18 protein-coding genes are annotated in these 22,440 nt (G+C 31.2%); 4 read left to right on the forward strand and 14 right to left on the reverse strand.

Features of this window, described 5'->3' with window-relative positions:
- Positions 1–35 precede the first annotated feature (35 nt).
- The 4 genes from GAPWK_RS13360 to GAPWK_RS13375 form a co-directional block, all read right to left on the reverse strand.
- Positions 36–335, reverse strand: coding sequence for a PTS sugar transporter subunit IIB (locus tag GAPWK_RS13360; RefSeq protein ID WP_025316717.1), 300 nt, complete (start codon positions 333–335; stop codon positions 36–38).
- A 28-nt stretch (positions 336–363) separates the two neighbouring features.
- Positions 364–1,185 carry a rhamnulose-1-phosphate aldolase gene (rhaD, locus tag GAPWK_RS13365; protein WP_172378220.1) on the reverse strand — a complete coding sequence of 274 codons (822 nt, stop codon included), beginning with the start codon at positions 1,183–1,185 and terminating at the stop codon, positions 364–366.
- Between the two features lie 14 nt (positions 1,186–1,199).
- Positions 1,200–1,673 (reverse strand): PTS sugar transporter subunit IIA, encoded by a 474-nt coding sequence (locus GAPWK_RS13370; RefSeq protein ID WP_025316718.1) that lies wholly within the window; start codon positions 1,671–1,673, stop codon positions 1,200–1,202.
- Between the two features lie 203 nt (positions 1,674–1,876).
- On the reverse strand, positions 1,877–2,686 hold the full coding sequence (locus GAPWK_RS13375; protein WP_025316719.1) for a helix-turn-helix domain-containing protein: 810 nt from the start codon (positions 2,684–2,686) through the stop codon (positions 1,877–1,879).
- Between the two features lie 1,022 nt (positions 2,687–3,708).
- On the opposite strand from GAPWK_RS13375, the gene GAPWK_RS13380 reads away from it, so the two are divergent.
- Complete coding sequence (locus tag GAPWK_RS13380; RefSeq protein WP_025316720.1) at positions 3,709–4,221, forward strand: hypothetical protein; 513 nt, start codon at positions 3,709–3,711, stop codon at positions 4,219–4,221.
- 188 nt (positions 4,222–4,409) lie between these two features.
- On the opposite strand, the gene GAPWK_RS13385 is transcribed toward GAPWK_RS13380, so the two are convergent.
- The 3 genes from GAPWK_RS13385 to GAPWK_RS15360 form a co-directional block, all read right to left on the reverse strand.
- Complete coding sequence (locus GAPWK_RS13385; protein WP_025316721.1) at positions 4,410–7,478, reverse strand: type III restriction-modification system endonuclease; 3,069 nt, start codon at positions 7,476–7,478, stop codon at positions 4,410–4,412.
- A gap of 10 nt (positions 7,479–7,488) precedes the next feature.
- A complete protein-coding gene (locus GAPWK_RS13390; RefSeq protein ID WP_025316722.1) occupies positions 7,489–9,423 on the reverse strand; it encodes a site-specific DNA-methyltransferase in 1,935 nt (644 codons plus the stop codon).
- 231 nt (positions 9,424–9,654) lie between these two features.
- Positions 9,655–9,789, reverse strand: a complete 135-nt coding sequence (locus tag GAPWK_RS15360; protein ID WP_269147116.1) for a hypothetical protein — start codon at positions 9,787–9,789, stop codon at positions 9,655–9,657.
- 155 nt (positions 9,790–9,944) lie between these two features.
- Here GAPWK_RS15360 and GAPWK_RS13395 point away from each other — a divergent pair, with 155 nt between their 5' ends.
- Positions 9,945–10,745 carry a ubiquinol-cytochrome C chaperone family protein gene (locus GAPWK_RS13395; protein WP_025316723.1) on the forward strand — a complete coding sequence of 267 codons (801 nt, stop codon included), beginning with the start codon at positions 9,945–9,947 and terminating at the stop codon, positions 10,743–10,745.
- A gap of 1,445 nt (positions 10,746–12,190) precedes the next feature.
- On the opposite strand, the gene GAPWK_RS13400 is transcribed toward GAPWK_RS13395, so the two are convergent.
- On the reverse strand, positions 12,191–12,487 hold the full coding sequence (locus GAPWK_RS13400; RefSeq protein WP_025316724.1) for a hypothetical protein: 297 nt from the start codon (positions 12,485–12,487) through the stop codon (positions 12,191–12,193).
- A gap of 1,406 nt (positions 12,488–13,893) precedes the next feature.
- On the opposite strand from GAPWK_RS13400, the gene GAPWK_RS13410 reads away from it, so the two are divergent.
- Both GAPWK_RS13410 and GAPWK_RS13415 read left to right on the forward strand, forming a co-directional pair.
- Entirely contained in the window at positions 13,894–14,310 is a 417-nt protein-coding gene (locus GAPWK_RS13410; protein ID WP_025316726.1) for a site-specific integrase, read from the forward strand.
- 175 nt (positions 14,311–14,485) lie between these two features.
- Positions 14,486–14,710 carry a hypothetical protein gene (locus GAPWK_RS13415; RefSeq protein WP_025316727.1) on the forward strand — a complete coding sequence of 75 codons (225 nt, stop codon included), beginning with the start codon at positions 14,486–14,488 and terminating at the stop codon, positions 14,708–14,710.
- 48 nt (positions 14,711–14,758) lie between these two features.
- Here the strand turns inward: GAPWK_RS13415 and GAPWK_RS13420 are convergent, their stop codons facing one another.
- The 6 genes from GAPWK_RS13420 to GAPWK_RS13445 form a co-directional block, all read right to left on the reverse strand.
- Positions 14,759–16,294: a conjugal transfer protein TraG N-terminal domain-containing protein gene (locus GAPWK_RS13420; RefSeq protein WP_025316728.1), complete on the reverse strand. Its 1,536-nt coding sequence runs from the start codon at positions 16,292–16,294 to the stop codon at positions 14,759–14,761.
- Between the two features lie 295 nt (positions 16,295–16,589).
- A complete protein-coding gene (locus GAPWK_RS13425; RefSeq protein ID WP_238551126.1) occupies positions 16,590–17,873 on the reverse strand; it encodes an integrating conjugative element protein in 1,284 nt (427 codons plus the stop codon).
- Positions 17,874–17,913: 40 nt separating this feature from the next.
- Positions 17,914–18,864 (reverse strand): TIGR03756 family integrating conjugative element protein, encoded by a 951-nt coding sequence (locus GAPWK_RS13430; RefSeq protein ID WP_080692515.1) that lies wholly within the window; start codon positions 18,862–18,864, stop codon positions 17,914–17,916.
- Positions 18,857–19,294: a TIGR03757 family integrating conjugative element protein gene (locus GAPWK_RS14360; RefSeq protein WP_025316731.1), complete on the reverse strand. Its 438-nt coding sequence runs from the start codon at positions 19,292–19,294 to the stop codon at positions 18,857–18,859. The genes GAPWK_RS13430 and GAPWK_RS14360 overlap by 8 nt, the downstream gene beginning before the upstream one ends.
- A 20-nt stretch (positions 19,295–19,314) precedes the next feature.
- Positions 19,315–19,680 carry a hypothetical protein gene (locus tag GAPWK_RS13440; RefSeq protein ID WP_025316732.1) on the reverse strand — a complete coding sequence of 122 codons (366 nt, stop codon included), beginning with the start codon at positions 19,678–19,680 and terminating at the stop codon, positions 19,315–19,317.
- Between the two features lie 17 nt (positions 19,681–19,697).
- A complete protein-coding gene (locus GAPWK_RS13445) occupies positions 19,698–22,439 on the reverse strand; it encodes a conjugative transfer ATPase (protein WP_202961662.1) in 2,742 nt (913 codons plus the stop codon).
- Position 22,440 lies beyond the last annotated feature (1 nt).

The following is a 22,440-nucleotide window of genomic DNA, read 5'->3' on the forward strand; positions in this document are numbered from 1 at the left end:
CCTTTCCGATTAATCGGAAAGGTCAATCTATATATCTAAATATTTAGTTCTTCAACTTTGCGTAATAATTCTTCTATAAATCCCTCTTCATCCATTCCTGTTAGTAAACCAACAGCATTAATTGTAGGAAGGTCATATTTTGATTTTAATGGGCTTGTATGCACAATAATATCCCATTTACCATTACTAAGTTGTCCGTCAACTCCACCAGGATTAACTTCTACTGTTTTAGCTTTATAGCCGTTGACCTCTAAAATATCTCTTACTTTTTCAGCAACCATTGAACTTGTTACGGTTCCTGATCCACAAACGGAAATAACATTAATATTTTTCATAACATACCTCACATACCTCTTATGTTTCTTATAAAATTCCATCTCTTAATGTCAAGTTAAATACTTTAGCAAGATCTTTTAACTCTTCAGTAGTTATAGATTGTTTTATTCCTGTCGTTACCGATGCAGCTTTTAAATATATGTCAGCCGCTTTATCAACAGTTTCAACTAACCCAAAAGCATCATCTATACTTGATCCTGCCCCCATAATTCCATGGTGAGCCCAAATTACGATTCTGCAATATTCCATTTTTTTGGCTGATTCTAAACCTAGCTCAATCGTACCGGCAGGCATCCAAGGAACAATTCCTACTCCATCAGGGAAAACTATGGCGCACTCGGTTATTTGTTGCCACAAGGTTTTTGTGAATGATTTTTCATCTAAATCATGAATGAATGTCATTGCAATTGTTGATGTAGCATGAGTATGGAATATAACTCGATGTTCAGGATCTTGAGCTAATCGCGTAGCATGGCATTTTAAATGTGATGCTAATTCACTAGTAGGATTTCCGCCATTAACTAATCCCCAAAGCTTTTGATATTTTTTGCCATCTTCAGATATTCTAATAATAACTAAATTATCGGCAGGATTTTTGATTACATTACGGAAATATTTGCCAGACCCTGAGACTAAAAATATTTTATTTTTTAATTCAGGGAGAGGAATAGGCATTACCGTTTCAGATTTAATATCATTAACATTAAGATATGGTGCTACTTCTTCTTCTTTTAATAGATAACTGATATTTCCTCCGTTTCTTTCAGCCCAACCTTTTGACCAAAGTTTTTCTGTAATATCACTCATTTCTCGAATAAATGGAGCATTGTCAATATTATATATAATCATAATTATTTATCCTGTTACTTAAAGTTAATAAAAAAATCATAAATATCTTTTTCATTATTTAAAGAGATTAAAGTTTTTACTTTCTCCTCTTTGCTAAACAACGAAATTAATTCTTGTAGAAGTATTAGTTGTGTTTCAGCGTGAGTGACACCAAGAGAAAATATCCAATTAACATCAATTTTCACATCATCGGTTCCCATAGCACCAAAAGATAATGGTTTTTGGAGTTTAGTAATAAATATGAAAGGTTTTTTTATATGTATGGGATCGGTATGAGGAATTGCTATATTTAATAAAGGAGTAACTAACCCTGTTGGATATTTTTCTTCTCTTTCAATTACATTATCTAAGTAACTTTTTTCAATATAATCATGTTCTAACATAACTGTATTTATATTGCTAAATAGTTCTTTTTGATCAAGATAAGAGTCACTTAACTGAATAAACGATGGGGATAAAAAAGATTTAAAAGATATGATATTTTCCATAAAATAGTCGCTTTTATTTAAATTAATTGAAATTTATAACTTAGTATTTAGTTATAAATAACTGTTAAATTAAATATTAGCGAGGTAAATTATTATTTCCATAAATCCACGGACAAAAATATAAAAAGAATGGCAATCTAGCAAAAATCGATGTGATAGACTTCACATATATTCTAAAAAAGTTCTTTCACATATCCTCAATTTTAATTACCAAGTTGAATTTCTCTTGGCGTAAAATTAAATTCTTTTTTAAAACAGGTTGTAAAATATGATTGATCATCAAAGCCATTATTTTGTGCAATCAAAGAAATGCTTTTATTAGTATATCTAAGTTGATAAAAAGCATTAAATAAACGTAATTTAACCAAATATCGTTGTGGAGATAAATTTATATCTCTTTTGAAATACCTATGCACAGTTCTTATTGATACTGAAAATTGATCAGCTAAATCATTCCAATCAATATTTTGTTCAAAATTCCAATGAAGCCAACGAATTAATTGTAAAGTACGCCGTTCGTTACTATTATTCTTGTTGTAAAAGTAACTACAATATCTTAGTAAAATTAATAGCCGTAAAAAGATACTTTCTTGTTCTATATAGGTTTTATTTTGACTTTCACTTAACTTTTTTAGTAAATCTTGAATTTTGGTAGCACTTTCTAAATCTAAAAATCGGTGAATATGAAATGATGCAAATTGCTTTGGAATGAGGGATTCAAAACCTTTAATTAACCAAAATTTATCTGATGGTTGATAAAATATACTTATTGCATTTAAATTTTGTGTAGTTTCATAAATATGTAAATCAGTTGATTGGGTAAAAAATAACATCCTAGGATAAATAGGATAAGACTTTCCATTGATGACATGTAACCCAATACCATCAATAATAAAGGTTATTTTGTTATAATTAAAGTTTGGTTTAGGAGAATAATTTTTGGGGATACGGGACGTTACGATAATATTTTGATGTTCTGAAATAAAGTAATCTCTAAAGTTTTGTGACTCCATTCTGATTTCCCTTTTTATAAAAATACTTAATTTATTAATAAGTAATTTTTGAGATTATATTAATTATAATTATAATCATACAGATAAAAATATTAAAAATCCATCGACCTAACTTTATCTTATTTCTATTAATAGTTATTGTGTCTTAGTTTTATTATCTTTTCATTTTAATTTATTGTGATATTAAGTTTGATTATTGGAACATAGATCGATAAAAGTCAATTTTACATTAAATAATAAAAATTATTTTCATCTTTTCTCCAGCTATTTAAAAAAATAGTTAAACATTTAATTTAAGTTAAGCTAACTTTAAAAAGAAAATTTAATGAACAACTGTATTAGATATACTCTGTTTTTAATATGTGAAAAACTTTCAAGTATATGGTTTTAATGAAATTTTCAATGTAACTACGAGAGATTTACTTTAATTGATGACCTTTGAATTAGGTTATTTAGTTAGATGAATAGATAGAATAATGTTTTAGACATAAAAACCTGCTAAAAGCAGACTTTAGAATTTGATGATTGGTGTTTGGACACAGAATCAAAGAGACTACTTAAGACATTAAAGTTTTTTGGGTGGAGTTTTAGAGATGAAACACTGCATCCATAGTGAAACCAGTTGGTTTTAACTTATTAAAATCAATTATCCGCTGTAACGAATATTTTAGTTTTATCTGTTACGGTTATTAACGAATATCTCGTTCAGTAAGTGTTAACTTATAAAGTTTAGAATTATATTATTAAATAATGTGTATAAAACAATTCTAAGTCTATTTATTGGTATTCGCCAATATTAACTTTTTTAAAAGATATCAACTCAAAAAGCCTAAATCTTTCAGTATATTTTAAATTAAAACAATATGTTTGTTTACTTTTGGTTAATTGGTAATTCACTTATCCAACTATTTCTATAGTTAAAAAATAGCAAGCATATTTCATTAACTGGCATCAAATAGATTATTAGAATCATACATGGTTTAATATAAAAAATTTTAAAACAATAAGAAATAGGAATATATATGTTTATCCGTTATCAAGAATCATTAAAAAAACAGGCTGAATTTATAGAAAGTAAAAGAAAAGATTATATGTATACAAAATTTACAACACAAGAGGAGCCAAAACGAGCTGCAGGAAGAATCAGAGGCTTGATAGTTGAGCAACATGTTACTGATTTTTTTAAAACAAATTACCCTGAAAATTATAAAGAGGCAGACAATTTTGAGCAGTGGGAGAAACCTTGCAATCATGATTTCAAGCTAGAGCTATCAGATAAAAAAGTAATAACCATTGATGTTTCAGGTCCACAAGCTAATGGAAAATTTGGTTCTTATCCACTAAAACCTAAAGGATGTGATTTTCATATTATAGCAAGAATAATTGGCATGAAATCGTGGGATAACATTGACTACACACGTGGATTTCAAATTTTAGGAGTATGTGATGATATAGACTATAATCAAAATTTTAATATCAACAAACTAAAAGAGTTTGGTAAATGGATAGAATCATTAAATTTAAAAAAATTATAATATTATTAAAACAAATAGTTTTGAATTTATATGAAAATATTTTTTTGTGATAAATAGATTTCAATTTGATTTTACATTTTTAAAGGTTATTGAATTGAATTAATTTGACCATTAATTTATACAAAGGACTCTGACCGATACTTAGAAACGAGTATCTGTCAGAGTTTAAATCAAGTTAATAGTAGAGGTTAGGTGTTAACAATTTCCATAAGTTTAGAATAATTAGTCACAACATCATATTTAACTTTCTCGCGAATGATTTCACTATTTATTTTCTCAAAGAATTTTTTTGCACACTCAATTTTATGTTCCTCTACACTACGTAACTCAAGCGAAGACATAGATCCTTTTGTTTCTGCAACAAAGTAGATATGTTTAACACTTCCTTCTTTAAAAGAAATAGCCCAATCGGGGTTATAATCACCAACAGGAGTGGGAATGAGAAAACCACGAGGTAATTTTGCATAAACTACCACTTCTTTGCTTGTATCAAGCTCTGTTACAAAATCTTTTTCAATACCTTGTGAATCAACAATTACATAATCATAAATATGTTTATTAACACCACTAATGGTATTTTTCATATCTGCAATTTTTTGATCTGCCGTGAAAATATCCACATTGTATGAATCATTTATTGTATCATAAGATAGTTTTTCAATAATCACTGAAGCCATTTGTTCTTTAATAAGACGAGATGCTTCAGCAATAAAATGCTCTGGATTTTGTTGAAATTGGTCAAATATATAAGATTCAATACCCATTAATATTTTTGCTATCGTCTTACGTGTTAAAACACAGTTTTCAGCTAATTTACCAATTAAATCGTAACGAACCGTAGAATGGATATTAGAGTGATGGGTTTGAGTTTGTGTGGTTTTTATTCTGAATCCTTTGCCTAATTTCAATTGTTCATCAGAAATATTATCCATCTGAATGCCATTCTCAATAGTATATTGTAGAGGCGTTACCTTCAGATCCTTATTCAATATTCTCACACAGTTTTTTATTAATTCTAATGAGTCAAAATCAACTTTATAAACAGCTTTTCTATTGATTTTATGCCAAAGCATCTGAAATTCTTTTCTATCAAAATTACCATTCAGACGATTAGTCTTAGGTTTACGTCCGTCAGAAACATCGGGTAGTTGGTTATCACTATAGACACCATCAATCAATGTTAAAATTTGTTCTTGATAAGGTTCTAGTTGATCAGGTAGAGGAGCTAGCATTCCACTTGCTTTATTCTGATGAAAAACCTTTGTTATTGTATCATCACATTCATTAACATAATTATTTTTAAGCAAATATTTATAAATTTGCTTCGCCATAAAAGGAGTTACTTCAATTGCCTTTCCATCTATAGTAATGATCTTATCTGTGAAATACGCTTCATCAGCTTTTCTTGGTCTTAATGATAATGACTCACTTATTTCTCTTTGTAAGTTAGATACAAAATCTTTATAGCTTTCACTCACGATAACAGACAATACATTAATTTCATGCACGGTAGATGGATGATCTTGCCTATCACCATGCTGATTTACAGCTAGTCGTAAACCTCGACCTACTTCTTGCCTGCGCGAAATTGTGTTATCGCTATGCTTGAGCATACACATCACAAACACATTAGGATTATCCCATCCTTCACGCAATGCTGAGTGGGAAAAAATAAACCTTGTTGGTTCTTCAAAAGAAAGTAGTTTCTCTTTGTCTTTCAAGATTAAATCGTAGGCATCAACATCATCAGAAATTCCTGCATTTTCCCCTCTAACCTTAAAACCTGGATTCTGTAACCGATTGGATTTTTTATCAATTGAAAAATAACCGTTATGAGTTCTTGAGCTCTCTATGGATGAAAGATAAGCTTTGTAATCATCATTATCCGGTGATAATTCATTAATAAACTCATTAACGAGCAAAGAATACTCTTCCTCAAATACTCGAGCATAAATACCTTTTTCATCGTCTTGCGAATAATCTCTGTACTTAGCTACTTCATCAATAAAGAAAAGAGAGAGAACTTTAATTCCTTGGCTAAATAACTGTTTTTCTTTTTCAAGATGTACTCGAATTGTTTCTTTGATTTGAAGTCGACGTATAGTATCTTCTGTAATATCGCCAGTTGCGTCTCCAGCAAAAAGAATATTCCCATTTTTGAATTCAACAGTATCATCTATTGCATTGACATCTGTCACCATGTAATCACGATATTGATCTAAACCATTACTTAAATCAAAAAGGTTGTCTCCCTTCGTAACCTTTTTGGTCAGACGTTTAATACGGTTCTTCTGCTTTACTTCAATCTCAATTCGGGCCAATGGCATTTTTTTAGATATTTCAATTCGTTCTAAGTACAAATAAGCGTTTGTTCCAGCCAAGCCTTTTACTGAAAGTCCTCGAACATCTATCTTTTTAACTAATTTATGATTGTATGCATCAAGTGCATCTAAACGGTGTACTTTATTATAAGTTGTTTTATGAGTAGCGGAGTACCTAAGTGTCATCAATGGATTAAACTTTGCTAGCGCATCTATCGTCTTCTTACCTTCCATCTTTTGAGGCTCATCCAATATTAAAATTGGACGATTGGCACTAATAACATCAATTGGTCTTCTTGATTGAAAATCATCCAACTCTTCATAGATTCGACGATTATCTTTACCTGATGCATTAAAGGCTTGGATGTTTATGATCATAACATTAATACCACTGTCAGAAGAAAAGCTCTCTAACTGGTGCAATTGCTTTGAGTTGTAAATAAAAAAACGAACTTTTTTCCCATCATAGTGCTGAGCAAAATGCTCATTGGTAATTTGTAGGGATTTATATACACCTTCACGAATAGCAATGCTCGGTACAACAATAATAAACTTACTCCATCCATAACATTTATTCAGCTCAAATATCGTTTTGATATAACAATATGTTTTACCTGTACCTGTTTCCATCTCAACATCAAGATTGACTTTGCTGTTTGAATCACTAATCAGTGATTTTGAAATTGGTAAATTTTGTCTACATTGAACATTACAGATATTTTGTAACAGTTGCGCATCATTCAAAATGATACTTGAATTTCTAAAACCATCATCAGCTATTTTACTTGTTTGACGGTATCCTATATGGTCAGCTTTTTCAATTCCAGGATCAATTTGGTAAATTTCGTGTGATAAATTTGGTTGACCGATGAAACAGTCAACAACAGATTTGACGGCAACCGTTTGATAAGGTTGAACTTTAAAATTCAACTTCATAAGTTTCCTCTTATATTACTTTAACTTCAGTATTTGGTGATATTTGTTTAAAAATTTGTTCGGCATTAATTTTTACCACATCAGAATCAAAACCATCATTACGGAAAACCACCCGCAATGGTTTTTTATTCGCCAATTCTTTTATTAAATTTTCGTCAACACCCAAATTAAAACATGCTGCTAGAGCATTATCATCAACAAAGAAAACTAATTTATTTTGAATTATCTCTTTTTTTACTGGTAAAGAAAGATCGATGCCCCAATCCAACAATATCTGGAAAAGTAAATCCTCGTCAGTACGATCAGCTTTAATATTTTCAATTTGTTTAAACAAATCATCTTGTTTCAATTGTTCAGGAGAATAATATACATCCGCCATATTGGAAGAGTCTAACTTTAAAACACGAAAACCGATATCTTTATGCCATTGTTCATTAAAATTATCTTTTAATACTTTTGTTCCAGCTCGTCGTATACGTTCTTTGGATATTTCAGCGATATTTTGATAACCAGCCTTAAAAGCCTCACTTTTCTGGTCACATTTTTCAGGAAACTGAACCATTATAAATCTCCGGTTACCACCATCTTCTGCGTTAAGTTGCATAACAGCATGAGCAGTTGTTGATGAACCTGCAAAAAAATCCATAATTAGATCATCATTTTTTGTTGTTAATTTTAATAAATCAATTAATAAATATAAGGATTTGGGGAAGTCAAAAGTTTTTGTCTGCATCAAATTATCTAAAATTTTAGTTCCATAATTAATAGCATTATATTTTTTATCTATCCAATGAGATTTAATTACCTGCTTTTCTCTATACTTTTGAAATATAGAAATCTTATCGTCCTTATTTATTGCAACTAATTCACCTTTCTTAATTAGATTTATACAAGTGTCTTTAGAAGTATTCCAAGTTCTTTCCTGCCCAGTTGACGTTACAGGATAAATAGCCTTATACCCAACTTTTTCTTGAACTGTTATTTCTTGTAAATCAGGACTAACAAAAATAGGATACCAAAACTGAGGTTTATTAATCCTTAAACTAGTATCTTTTCCGGCTCTTCCATGATTTTTTGATATAAATGATTGCAATTTATAATTACTGTTACTATCTGAAAATTTGAAGGTTTTAGCTACTTCCTCGTTTAAGACTACGTTATTAAAATTTGCCAATGATTTATTTTTGGCATAAATTAAAGCAAATTCATTACTAGTACCAATAAATTTTTCTTGATTTCGTCCTTCTGGTTTATGCACGACGCTAATAATACTTATTCTATTTTCGCTACCAAAGATTTCATCACAAATTTTAATTAAATTTTCAATTTCACTGTCATCCATGGCTAAAATGGCAAATCCATCATCTGTAAGTAAATTACGAGCTAGTTTTAGGCGACTATACATCATACTCAACCAATCAGAATGAAATCGTCCATTACTATTACGATTAACAACTAAAGAATTACCGTTTTCATCTATTTGATTAGTACGTTCAAGATATTTATCAATTTTTTCTGAAAAATCATTTTTATATATCATCGCTGTCCCTGTATTATATGGCGGATCTATATAAATCATTTTCACTTTAGCTAAATATGTTTCTTGAAGTAACTTTAAAACATCAAGATTATCGCCTTCAATAAATAAATTTTTTGTATCATCGAAGTTGACACTTTCTTTGCTACATGGGCGTAGTGTTTTAGTTATTGGCATATTTGCAGTTAATAGCGCTTCACGTTTTCCTGGCCAATCCAATTGATAACGTTCTTGAGGTCCTTCCACAATAAAGTGAGATAACTCTTGCTTAAGCCGATCAAAATCTACTGATAACTTTATTTCACCATCCTTTCCTTTTGCTTCAGTCACACAGCTAGGAAACAATACCTTCATTTTTTCTATATTTTTCTGTATTATATCAAAGCTGTGCATTTTAAGTTTATTCATATAGTTACCTTTTTAACTGCTTTTTATATTCTATAAAAATGAATACTAAAATTTGATTCAAGTATTAAGCATACTTAATGTATAAAGATTGAAAATTGATCGAGTTGAAACACTCTTTACCTGATTAGCTTTTTAATCTCTATTCTGTTTATTATCATATAGGATTCAAATCCTACCATTACCACCTTTATCACATAAACATTACTTATTACCTAACATTTCTAATTAGTCTTAGTAACGCAAATTTAATACTCTTTTTTTCGACTTATTCTTATTGATTTTACCATTGATTGATATATACACCAAAATGTGCTGAACTTGATGAATATAAGTGGCTCTAACATTATTACGCTCTTGATTACTCATCAGCCATTCCACTACATTTCGTGACCAATAGTTCGATTTTAATAATGTACTGCATGGTATGATTTTCTACGTGTGTTATATGCTAAAAATGGGGGTATTTACAATGGAGTTATTTATAATAGAATTAACAATAAATTTAATTTGGGAGAAAAAAGATGGCAATTATAGATACTAATTTACTTTTTTTAAAAGAATTAGAATCAGAAGATTTAGATAACTTATATACTATCTTAGTATATGGTAATAAAGATGACAGATATAATAATAATAAAAATTTAATGGAAGGATTATCGGACAATACAAAAGTAAAATTATATTATCCAGATCATAAAAAATATTACGATTTAATGGCTTCAGAATTATGTGAATTTGGCGGTAATTCAATTTGTAACTGGTTTAGGGGAAGAGGTGTACCATATAGAGAAGTGTTAAGTGATGTAAGCTCTAAATTTGGGGTTAAAGACCAAGATAATTTAACTACAGAGGAATTAGAAAATGCGTTAATACTAGAAACAGTAAAAAAAACAATAGATAAAATGAGTGAAAGTGAAAGATTTGAAATGGCAAAAAGTTTAAATCTAAATATAAACATAAATATAAATACATGCACTGCAGAAGCTCTATATGCAGCATTTATGGTTGCATTTAAGTTGGGAGGGTTTAAATCTTATCAACTTACAGTGATAATAGCTAATATTATAGTTAAAGCTATAACTGGCGCAGGTCTATCTCTTGCTGGAAATGCTATGTTGACAAAATTTATGAGTATAATAACAGGACCTATTGGTTGGATAGTAACAGGAATTTGGACTGCTGTTGATATTGCTGGACCTGCATATAGAATAACTATACCTGCTGTATTTGAAATAATTTTATTAAGAAATAAACATTTAGCCACGATAAAGGCTGATGGCAAAGATCAAAATGATTGGATTAACTCAATCCATAATGATTAAGTCAGGCATGACGCTATCCTATATTTTGTGTATTTGCCGGTTAAAGATGACGGTTAATTCTGTCATCAAATTCTATAATAAACCAATTCATTACACTTTTCCTGCTTTGATGGCATAATCTATTTTTCTGATACTTGTTTTATCTCTAAATAGGACCACTTTCTGCTGAATCATCCATCGGAAAACTTGCGTTTCTTGATAGCATGGCGAATGACGCTGTCTAGGGATTCTATTGCATTGGCGTAATTCTCGCCAAAATATTAGACAGTGTCCACATCTATTATTTTATTGTTTTGGTAAAATTGTTGTTCATATTGTTCTGGCGATATCCAACTATTGGCTGAATGATGACAAATACGATTGTAATAAATTCCAATATATTCAAATAGTGCTTTATTAGCGTATTCCCTCTTTTATAGTAACAACTATAAATAATATGGGCTTTAGGTATGCGAAAAAAACTTTCAACGACCGCATTATCAAAGCAGTTTTCTCTTCGTCTCATGCTTTGCCCTAGTCCATATTTTAACAATAACTGCTTGAAATCAGCGCAGCAATATTGGCTATCTTGGTCACTATAAATGATCACATCTTTAGGAAAGTGCCGTCGAAACAAAGTTTGCTTTAATGTATTACACACTAAAATGACGGCCTATGCCACTAGGGGATTACCTAGCAATCACTTTTTGTCCATATAAATCAATAATCACCGACAAATATAACCAACCTTTACCCGTTTTTAATATAAGTGATACCGACTACCCATATCGTATTCGGCTTATCAGGGTTAAATTGCTTATCTAACGTGTAGGGCGCAATATATTGCGATGAGCCTTGTCTGTTTTATAATCGATTTTTTCAGCAGGTAAGCGAATAGAAACGGAAAATCATCATGAACAAAACACTAAAATCTAAATGTAAAAAACTAAGATGTGATGAATTCATTGCAAAGACACCAATTGCAAGACAATATCGTCTATGCAAAATACATTTTAATGAAAAATTCAACAAAAAAACAAAAACTCAAAAATTCTATTAGAAAGTAGTGTAAAATTTGTGATAAAACAATAGTAAATGAACGGAATAAAGCATTCTGTAATTATAATTGTTGGCAACTAAGTTTTTGGTATACGGAAAAAATAACTAGAGAAACCCTGAATAATTTCTTTGCGGAAATTAACCTTTTTTCAAGCAAAAGAAAAATTAAATATCCGAATACCGAACTATTATTAAATCTAAAAAGAATATTATTAATATCAAGATTTAATTTTTGATCTCGAAAGATCCATACAACATAAGCGTCTAAAAAATGATGTGCTTGTATGTTGTTTTTATATATAAGTTAGATAAACTAAAACTGTTTCCGCTACTATGTAGCAAAACAGCCTAGGGAGTGATTTTTTTCTAATGTTTTGCTTATCAAATTTTCTAATGAACACGAATAATTATACATACAACAAACCGTCTTCACCATTCCAAAACATAAATGATGCATAGGCTCTATAGTCGCCTCGTGTAACATGAATGTGCATTTCTTCGAGGTCATGATATAAACCTAATATATCGTCTAAGGAACTCACAGAATTAAATAGCTCACCATCATAAACTGAGAGCGTAAAACCTTGTTCACCCAGTTCATGGTATAACGATGTAAGAATTTTAGTTTGATTTTCATCTGTGAGTTTCAGTTCTTGTTTACGGTCTTCTATTGTTTTTTCGTTTTGTTGAGTAACGGTATTCATTGTCTTATCCTTTCATTTATTCAAAATCGCACAGAACAGCTATTTTGTTATTGGCTCAATTTTGGCGTTTAATTATTTTTAATTAGTCACTTGACTTCTCAATTGATAGGTGTATGACACCACATATACCGCACAGTTCAAGAATATTTGTAAGTTGGTGCGAAATAAATTTAAATAATTGCTTAATTTTTGAGCAAACAACAAATTTGGCGGCATCGAACTGGTGCGATTAAAAATCAAACAAACAAGAAGAGAGAGAAATGTTTAGGAAATATGATATCGGTGAAGATATTTTTTTTATGAATGAGGATTCACAATTTATCTATGGCAGGGGCTTTGATCGCATTGACTGTAATGGTATAAAAAAAGTAACCAGTACTGCTATAACTATTTTTCAGGAGGATAAAAAAGTATGAGTAATTTTAATATTGGTGACGACGTGATTTTCAGAAATGATTTTTCACTGCCATGTAGTGGTAGAATCCTTGAATGTATTCGTAACAAAAACGAGAACATAGTGGCTTATACAATCATGACAACTAATTCTGAACTGTCTATTATTAAGGAAAATGTGATCAGAAAAGCTCTAAATAAGTAGAGTAATGGGAATTAAATAATTGAAAAAATATTTTTTTACTGCAACCAGAAATGTTCCAAATTTTAGAGTTGGCGATACAGTGAGATATAAATATCGTAATGCAATATACCAGGGAAAAATTATAAAAACCAACGAATAGCGGGAATCAGGAATAGTTACATCGAACCTAATTAGAGAGCAATTCAAATACGGAAATAAGGTGTTAATTTCTGCTGAAGATGTGATTGATAAGATAAGGAACTATCCTAGAAAGGATAGGGAATGAAAGATGATATTTTCAATCAATTATTAAATACATTAGTTCTATAAATTTAAATTAAATAAGGAGGTTAGAATCAATGAAGGAAGTTCGTGAAGATATTCTTAATGATAATGATATTGTTAATTTTATGGGTTTAATTAAATTTATTTTTTGCTACTATTGTAATTGTTGTCTTTATTGGCGGCATGAAAATAAGAAGATATTATATTGCTAAAATGGAATGGAATAAATTAAAAAATAACTGTGAGTTATCTGCGTATTAGATAATGACAATTATCAGTATGTATGTCACATCGATTCAACCTTTAAAACAGTTATCAATGATAAATTGGATAACCAGCATTGGGAAAATTTAAAAAATAAAAATCATTGTTATATAAAAATTTATGATTTAACTGTGACTAAAAATAAAAAATAATGGTTGTGTGATAATAATGTAACGTTTTATTATGATAATTAATAGTTTAGGTGTTTTTTTTAGAATCCTAGACGAAATTTATATAATAATTTGGCATCGCAAAATTGAGAGGTTAGATAAACAAAAAAATGACTAAAAATAATATTATTAATGCTGATTTAGAGTATTACAAAAAATTAGTTCATTTAGAACTGATACAACAGAAACAATCAGAAATGATTAAACGACTTAATCATTTAATTCAATTTGATATCAATGCGCCCAAATATCTACTGGAGCCTGAAATTAAAAAATTTTTTGATTTCGTTGATAATTATAACAAGTTAATGCTATTTAAATTATTATGGATAACAGGCGCTAGGATTAGCGAAGCATTACTACTAACACCAGCAAATTTTATATTCAGTATTGATTCGTGTTTAAAGAAAATTTTGCCGTATGCAAAAAACGGTCTAAAGAATGTTATTTCATTGCCGTTGTCGATTAGTGATTGTTTACCTTCAACATCACGAACTATTGTTGACGCATCAATTTTTAGCCTTTAAATCCCGTAGCCTTTTCAGGATAGGACCATTCTCATTATTCTCATTATGCTCAATTACCATTATTTTCCCTTTTTTAGCCATTTTTAGCCATATGTGTTTTTTTTACACTTTCAATTGCAAGAAAAAAGTTATAAGTGTAATATGGACTCGAGAACTCCCAAAATGAGAATGATCTATGTCTAAATATATAACAATGATATTTCTAGGACTATTTGAGGCTATTGGAGCGCTATTCGTCGTTTTAGCATCATTAATATCTATTATTCCTGAATCAAGAGATAATAAACCTAAAAAAACTAGAACAAGATTTTTTACAACAAATGATTGTGGACAAAAATTAAATTATCGTGGAAATAATATTAACAACATAAAAGATAAGAAATGTTATGAGATTGATTAAGTTCCTAAATAACCAAATTTAGGAACTTTTCTTTGTTATTACTTTACTTTACTTTCCTTTCCTTGTCATTACTGTCTTAGCAGCTGATGCCACCTTATCAGCCCCTTGACTTCCTGCATTTTCAGCAGGTTCGCCCATAGATCCCAAAGCTGAATTAACAGCATTACCTATTGAATGCCCTGCCCACGAGAATGAAGCTAATAATATAATAGGAAAACCAATGAAAATAACAGATGTTATAATTCTAATAATAGAAAGATCTTTTATATCTTTACTATTTTCTATTGAAAGAAAATCCTTAGGATTACGCCCAACTTGGCTTCCATCATAAATAATATCAATTAATTTTGTATCTAAAAATCTACCAATTTCCCAAAAAAATGACAAAAATATAATACCAAAAATAATAAATGTTGTAGTTATTACAGCTTTAGGACTAAATCCACTAGCTGTAATTACAATTGGCAGAAGAATTATAACAACAAACAATAAACACGATTGAATAAACGGAGCCATTTTTCTATATCCATCCGCATCAAGTTGACTAGACATAGAATTCCATGCCAATCCAATTGTAGAAAAAAACCCGCTAACATGTTGCATCAACGTTTTATCATTATTACCACTATAATCGGAAAACATAGTGCTCTTAGTAGCAACAAATTTTGATGGAGTCGTCAACGATTTTAAATAGACCTCCTCTTTATCAGCTTTACTAGTGAAAAAACCTATTGATTCAGTGTATTTTAACGTATCTCCCATGTTGTCAGCTTCATTTAATAGTTTAGTTCTTAAACCTACATTGGAATCTTGCCACCAAGATTTACAACCTGGATAACCAGTATAATTATCACCAGGTGTAAGACCTACATCTCTATTCGGATCATAAGGCCAGTCTTTTTGTGGTGTTAAAGCTCTAAAAGAATCATAATAACCAGGTTCCGTTAAGTAAAATGTTGATCCTGGCCAATAAACATCATTTATCATTGAGTTAGATAATGAACGAGAATTATCCCGTAATTTATAAAAAGATGGATTAAAACAATTTGCGTAAAATTGCTTCACCTCTTCAAGCAAAATAGGATCGTTAATTTGTAGTTTTTGCACTTCCACTGCAACTCGCCGTATATCAACTTTACAGGGGATTGCTGTTATCGATGCTCTTGTTAAACCTTGCGATAGAGCATGTACACCATACCACCACACTGGTATTTTAATAGATTGACCATCAATATCTGAAGCTAAACTCTGGAAGCTTGATCCACTAATAGATACTTCATTGAAAGAACAATCTGTTTTTGTTTGTTCATATTTATAAACTTTAAAATCAGGTTCTAAAACAGGAGCGCAAGTAGCAAAAATAATAAGAATAGAAGTATAAAAATAAACCTCAAGCCTATTTAGGATCAAAAATGTATTTTCTTCATCGCTCCCTTCCTCTTTTGTTTTTCTAAAAGTATCAAGCAATTTAAGAATAAATGGAATTATAACTATTCCTGATGTTGCTATTGAATACCAAATCACATTATTACTTAACCATCCAAGTAACAACATTATATAATCGAAATAACTAGTTGCATTCATTATTATCCCAGCCTAAAAACTATGCATTCATTTAAAAAAATGACACAAAAAAATATTACTGAAAAAGAAAAAAATGACCTTTTATTTAAAAGCCCCTCCAATCGCTGATATAACTTATACCCACCAAAAGTAACGCTAGAATACAAAACCAACCGGAACATTAAAAACAGTACATAATTATTATTTAGAAAATTATTGACCTGTTTGATTGTTATTACCCCTGTAAAAATAAACATTACAATCGAAAAGATAACAGCTAAAAAAAGATAAATTATTATTTTCATTTAATTTTCACTTAATTATTATTAAATATAGCATCTTCGTCTTGACCAAGAGGTATTGTAATTCCCTTCTGCCTATTTTTATTTCTCTCTGCTATAACTAATGCTGTATTGCCACTTATCGCTCTCTTCATGTCAAATTCTAATCGAACCTGATTCAATTCAATATCTAACTCTGCAATTTGAGTATGCATTATATCTTTCAACGTGGTGTTATATGAAATATTCGGTTCTTTCAGTCCTGTTAATAGAATTCGTCTAGCCATTAGAGTTTCTCCGATTGCCCGTGATAACGCCATTTCACTAGATAACCTATTAGTTAAAACCGCCCGCTCTGAATCATTTTGTAATGATTCAATTAACCCTCTAGTAATCTGTATCCCTCCCCCGTTAACTTTTTTCAAATTCTCATCGTTAATGGCCTTCTTACCATTAACTAAATCAACTAGTTCTGAATAATACTCCTCATAATATTCCTGAATAACTGGATTTAAACCTCTACCTGGTTTAGATTTTTTACTATTTGATTGGGTTGATGTGTATGTAAGATCACCTAAAACATCAGTAATCCAATCCTGTGCATCAGACGGTTTGTTCCATGTTTTATATATATTACCCTTTGTATCAGCATCGCTAACTGGTGATGTATCTGTTACATTCCGATTTATTAACAGATTATAACCAGCCATCGTTACATCTTTCGTTAAATTAATCGGATTCTGCCCCTTTCCACCTTTTTTAACTCCACCAATCCAAGAAAGACCATTATCTCCACCTTCTTTTTCTACTATTTTGTCAGCTCGAACCGCATCAACACTACCACCTAATAATGACGCTAAATTTTCGATTTTAGCTGCCTGTACTAATCCTGCATCCTCGGCATAATCGGCCATTTTATTTGCCATCTGCCTACAACTCATTTTCATATCTGAATAGTCCAACTTGGCTTGAAGAACACCATTTGTCAACAGGTCATATAACTGCGGATTAGCTCGTTGAATAATTAATGCAGGTAAACTCGCCACAGCAGCAGTTGCATTTTTAATAATACTGCCCATGACATCATTAAAACCCTCTGTAACACCATTTAACTGATTTGAGATCGTCGATCTAAAATCAAAATTTCCACAGATTAAATTAGATTGCCATTTAACACCCACACCAATAGAATTTGGTTTCTGATACAGAAAGTTCATAGTTGACACAGAACCACCACCTATCCGATAATAAATATCATCAGTAATCGAACCTGAAATATATTTTGAAGTGGCTCCATAAGAAATTGATGATGCCAACAAACAACTTAAAACTATAACTGTTATTGCTTTTGTTTTCATTTTAATTATCCCAATCAATACTATATAAAAAATGACCCCTAGGTTTACAGCACTTATAAGGCCTCCAAAGGGAAAACACATACGCCCCATCTAGTGATGATGATTTATTTAAATTCGGAAACGTATCGCATGTGTTAGACATTTCAGGAGCAAGGATTTGCCACTTATGGTTGTTCGTGTTTTCTTTGACAGGTGACGGAGGCCAAAATCCGTCTTTATGTTTCCTTGTATATTGTCTATAGACATGTGCCTGACCTGAATTCGTGAAAATATCAGCAGCTCTTTGTGCTGTTACTGCTGCTGCTTTGAAGTCATCAGCCTGTACCACCGCCCCCGACCGAGGATAAATGTTTCCCCACATATTAGCTGAAAAAATACTTCCTATCTCTCTTACTCCAGGAACCAAGGCTTCCGGATAAAACTGCTCAAGCGGAACTTGCCTCCAAGCTAAGAAATCTAGGGAACTTGTATAATACGGATATAATGGAGTTACGCCGTTAGAACAATAATATCCCATTCCTGATAACATACTTGAGAAAACAGCTCCACCTGGATGCCCTAGTGCATCGACATCTTTAAATCGAACCTTAGTATGGTTATGAGCCTGTCTCGTATTTGTATCCCCTCCCGACTGAGCCATTGAAGATGTTGATATTGTTAACGGTTTTAATATCATCTTTGCCTCAATCCACGGATTTTCCCCAGTATTTGAATAACTGGAAACAACCATATCTGGAATGAAGTGCTTCACTTTTATAGACGTTCTAACTCTACAGCCAAACGAACAAGATAACCAATAGCATATTCCAACAATTTTATAATCGGCACATGATAACGATAATGCTGATGGAATTATTCTTTCAGTGGTTATTGATGTAGTAGCATTAACGGCACTAATATTATAAAAAAGCAAAATTCCGGTTATAAATATATTTATTTTTAATCTACTCATTGTTAACCCTCAACTCAAAATCCCGCTTTGCCTTTTCAATATCTGTAGTTCCATACACAACAAAAGTATCGTTAATAACGATAGCAGGATGTTTTTTTACTCCCAATATCCATGCTCGTAATACATTATGTTGGAGTTCCTTTATTTTCAGTTCGTGTTCTGCCCATTCCGGTGATTCAAAAATTCTCATCGATTGCATATAAGCTTCATCTTGGTTAGAAGATAAATTAGAAAAAACTCTGTTTAAATAATCCTCTGCGGCATCGATGTTATAAACAAAACAATTATTATCTTGAATGCAATCAGCTAAAGATTCTTGTTGAATAAAAACCTCTATTTTCTCTATATCATTTTCGCTTGCATAACAGAATGGAAATGAATAAATTGAAATAGTTATAATTAGACTGAATATTTTTTTTAAAAAACTCACTGTGTCCTCTTAATTTATATTTATTTGAATGCATTATTAATTTTATAAACTAACCAATACACATCAACCCAGTCAAATAACTCAATGACAACCCGTTTACCAGAACTAAAGTCATTAGTGCTTGGCCAATTGATATTTTGTATTTTTGAATTACAACTAATTTCTAGGTGACAATCTGAAATATCCCCCCTTAAAATAAAAGAAACATAACAATTAAATGGATTTTTTAAAATACTATGAGAATTTGGTATTCGATATGCTCTAACTCTTTTTTCTTTATAAACTCCAATTTTATTTCTAATATTATTTATAAATTTATTAAAATCATTTTCTTCACTGGTATCTGTAATAGGACCATGTATCGAATCAACTTTGAATAAAACCAATTTATACCTCCAACTAATTAGTTATTTACAAGTCCACGCTTAACATCCAATCGTCTAGCCACCTCAATAGCTGCGTCTAATTCGGAAACATTATTAGTTTTCATAATTTCCATCCTTTCTGCCTTTTCATCCTTCTCTGTCATAGCTAAAGCAAGAAACAAGCTAGGAGGTACAATTCTAAATAACGCCTCCATTTTCTTAGAAAGAACAACACCTTCAGTGTATTTATTTTTAGCCTTTCTAGCAGACGTTATCATTGCAACCTGTTCGGCCGTTAAAGCTTTAAACCTTTTGATTTTTTCAGCTTCAGATGATTCAGTTACTAGCATTTCCCACCACTCAATCATGGATAATAATTTTGCAGCAGCATCCGGAAAGTCTTCCATATTTTGAGTTGCCAGCCAAAGCCAAACGCCCAGTTTTCGCCACATTTTGGACGCCTTGGTCAGATAGGCAGCAAGTAATGGATTGACAGTAATAATGTGAGCTTCATCAGTAATATTTACTATAGCTCTAGATTGATGTTGATATAGCTCACCCATATTATTGATATGATTAATTAAAGAAATGTAGGCTATTGACAGTTGAGCTTCGTAGCCTTCTCGCGCAAATGTAGCTAAATCAACATGAATTAGATCCACATCTGGCCAATGCTGACCCTGTTTATTAAAAATATCTCCCTCAAACCCCTGAGTAAACATCCCCATAGCTTCACCCATTTCATATGCCTTATTACGCCTTATTTGAGGAATTTCAACGTTTTCTCCAATCTGAAATAATGCCTGTTGAACATCACTGGGGATTGCTTGTCTTTTTTCATCCAATGCTTTTTTAGCAGCCATGATTATCGCATGTCTAATCATAGCCCTGTCAGCTCGTCTAAGTAATTTATCTTCTTCCAACTCACCACCTGTAATCATGAGTCGAATAGCTATTTCTATCTCACCTAAAACATCTCGCTGTGCATCACCCTCATCTTCATCGGAATCGGAGCTATATAATGCTTCAGCTAAAATATCATCATTTAGATTCTCCTCATCATTAAATAAATTATTGTTGTTTCCAAATATCAAATGAGAATCAGCCAAAGGATTTAACACAACACCAGAACCAGGCTTTAAACTAACTCTATGAACACTAACTCCAAATTTCTCCATATAGTCTACCATCAAGCCAAATGAGTTACCTGTTTCCACTATAATCGTTCTGGGACGTTCCATTGCTATTAGTTGACTAATTTCTCCAACAAGTGTGGCTGATTTTCCTGCACCCGTCGGCCCTAAAATCAATTTATGTCCATTCTGCGCTCGATCCCTTAATGGATCGTACGTAAGAATACCACCTCCTCGATTAAAAAATGTAACTCCTGAATTACCAGTACCACAACTTCTTCCAAAAAGAGGAGCTAAATTTGATATGTGCTGACACCATTGAAATTTTGTATAGAGTGATTTTTTATCGTATTCTGGATTAAAATTCATAGGTAGCCAACGAAGATATGATTTTAAAGGTTCAACTTCACAACCATCTTTTACAGCAACAATTCCATTGTTATTTAATATATTATTCAAATTTAATAGTTTTCTTTTCAAATCCCTTTCATCACTTCCTACCGAATAAAACGCAAACGCACATTTAAACATTTTGTGCCTAGATTTAAGAAATCCCATAACATCACGACAATCCTCCTTAACAGATATCGATTCCGAGTTTTCCCCCAATGCTTTTCTAGATATATTTAATATGTGGTTTTCCAGCTTATCTTGAGGAAAAATAACAATGGTTTGAACCATTACAGTCCCCTCTGGTAGAAGATCAAATAACGCATTTATCCCGTCCGCCTTGGGCGTTTCACCAGTTATATGCCCAATATTAGGTTTCTTTTTTAATCGGTCAACAACCAATACTGAATGAGGTAACCCGTCAAAATACCAAAAACCATTTTGACTTTTCGGTTCACTAAAAAATAGACTTTCTGTAAAATCATTTAGAATAGGAACACTCTCTTCACCTTCAATATCTTCATCCTCAATAATAAGTTTACTTGTTTTTAAAAACTCATCTTTAGTCATTCCTGCAAAATTAGGATTAAACCAACGACATAACCAGTCATGAACGGCTCTTTTATCTAATTTAATACACGATATACCTGCCCCTTTTAAGGAGTCAATTACGCTATGGCAAGCAAGGTTTAATTCTTCCAATGCTGTAGATGTAGAGATGGTTTCTTTATCTCCCACATACCTATAAATAACCATCCGTGTTCGCCGTAATTGACCTCTCCAAACTGTTTTAGTCACCTCATTATCAAAAAATAAACCATTATTTTTAGTTATCCCTTTTAAATGAACCTCCATAATATCTAACCAATTTTGGGTATATTCCGTGCCTTTAGCATTACTATTTGGATATTCCCTTAATCGCTCAATGTAATCATTTAAACTGTTATCATCATTACAATAAAATTGAACTACCCACGGATTACTGTCCCGTTCACTAAAAGAATCCTGTATTGCATTGTTGACAACCTCTCTAATATCCTTTAATTTTTCAAACGTTTTAGCCTCTGTACCATATGGAATAATTTCAAATATAGCACCAACTGATCGACCATCCTCTAACAAAATGGAGTTAGAATCGTCTAAATACTCAACCCAAGGCAGATAATCAACGATTGATTTTTGAGAATTTCTTTTATAGAGTTCTTTCTCTTTATTTTTTTTAGTCAGAAGTCCAGTACGTAATATATTCAAATTCAAA

Origin of the sequence: Gilliamella apicola, from assembly GCF_000599985.1 — a bacterium.
GTDB lineage: Bacteria > Pseudomonadota > Gammaproteobacteria > Enterobacterales > Orbaceae > Gilliamella > Gilliamella apicola.

Excerpts from the sequence above, each read along its gene's own strand:
- rhaD (WP_172378220.1), bottom strand. The coding sequence starts at position 1,185 with ATGATTATATATAATATTGACAATGCTCCATTTATTCGAGAAATGAGT.
- GAPWK_RS13420 (WP_025316728.1), bottom strand. The coding sequence starts at position 16,294 with ATGAATGCAACTAGTTATTTCGATTATATAATGTTGTTACTTGGATGG.
- GAPWK_RS13390 (WP_025316722.1), bottom strand. The coding sequence starts at position 9,423 with ATGAATAAACTTAAAATGCACAGCTTTGATATAATACAGAAAAATATA.
- GAPWK_RS13395 (WP_025316723.1), top strand. The coding sequence starts at position 9,945 with ATGGCAATTATAGATACTAATTTACTTTTTTTAAAAGAATTAGAATCA.
- GAPWK_RS13380 (WP_025316720.1), top strand. The coding sequence starts at position 3,709 with ATGTTTATCCGTTATCAAGAATCATTAAAAAAACAGGCTGAATTTATA.
- GAPWK_RS13415 (WP_025316727.1), top strand. The coding sequence starts at position 14,486 with ATGTCTAAATATATAACAATGATATTTCTAGGACTATTTGAGGCTATT.
- GAPWK_RS13400 (WP_025316724.1), bottom strand. The coding sequence starts at position 12,487 with ATGAATACCGTTACTCAACAAAACGAAAAAACAATAGAAGACCGTAAA.
- GAPWK_RS13430 (WP_080692515.1), bottom strand. The coding sequence starts at position 18,864 with ATGAGTAGATTAAAAATAAATATATTTATAACCGGAATTTTGCTTTTT.
- GAPWK_RS15360 (WP_269147116.1), bottom strand. The coding sequence starts at position 9,789 with ATGAGTAATCAAGAGCGTAATAATGTTAGAGCCACTTATATTCATCAA.
- GAPWK_RS13375 (WP_025316719.1), bottom strand. The coding sequence starts at position 2,686 with ATGGAGTCACAAAACTTTAGAGATTACTTTATTTCAGAACATCAAAAT.
- GAPWK_RS13385 (WP_025316721.1), bottom strand. The coding sequence starts at position 7,478 with ATGAAGTTGAATTTTAAAGTTCAACCTTATCAAACGGTTGCCGTCAAA.
- GAPWK_RS13410 (WP_025316726.1), top strand. The coding sequence starts at position 13,894 with ATGACTAAAAATAATATTATTAATGCTGATTTAGAGTATTACAAAAAA.
- GAPWK_RS13360 (WP_025316717.1), bottom strand. The coding sequence starts at position 335 with ATGAAAAATATTAATGTTATTTCCGTTTGTGGATCAGGAACCGTAACA.
- GAPWK_RS13370 (WP_025316718.1), bottom strand. The coding sequence starts at position 1,673 with ATGGAAAATATCATATCTTTTAAATCTTTTTTATCCCCATCGTTTATT.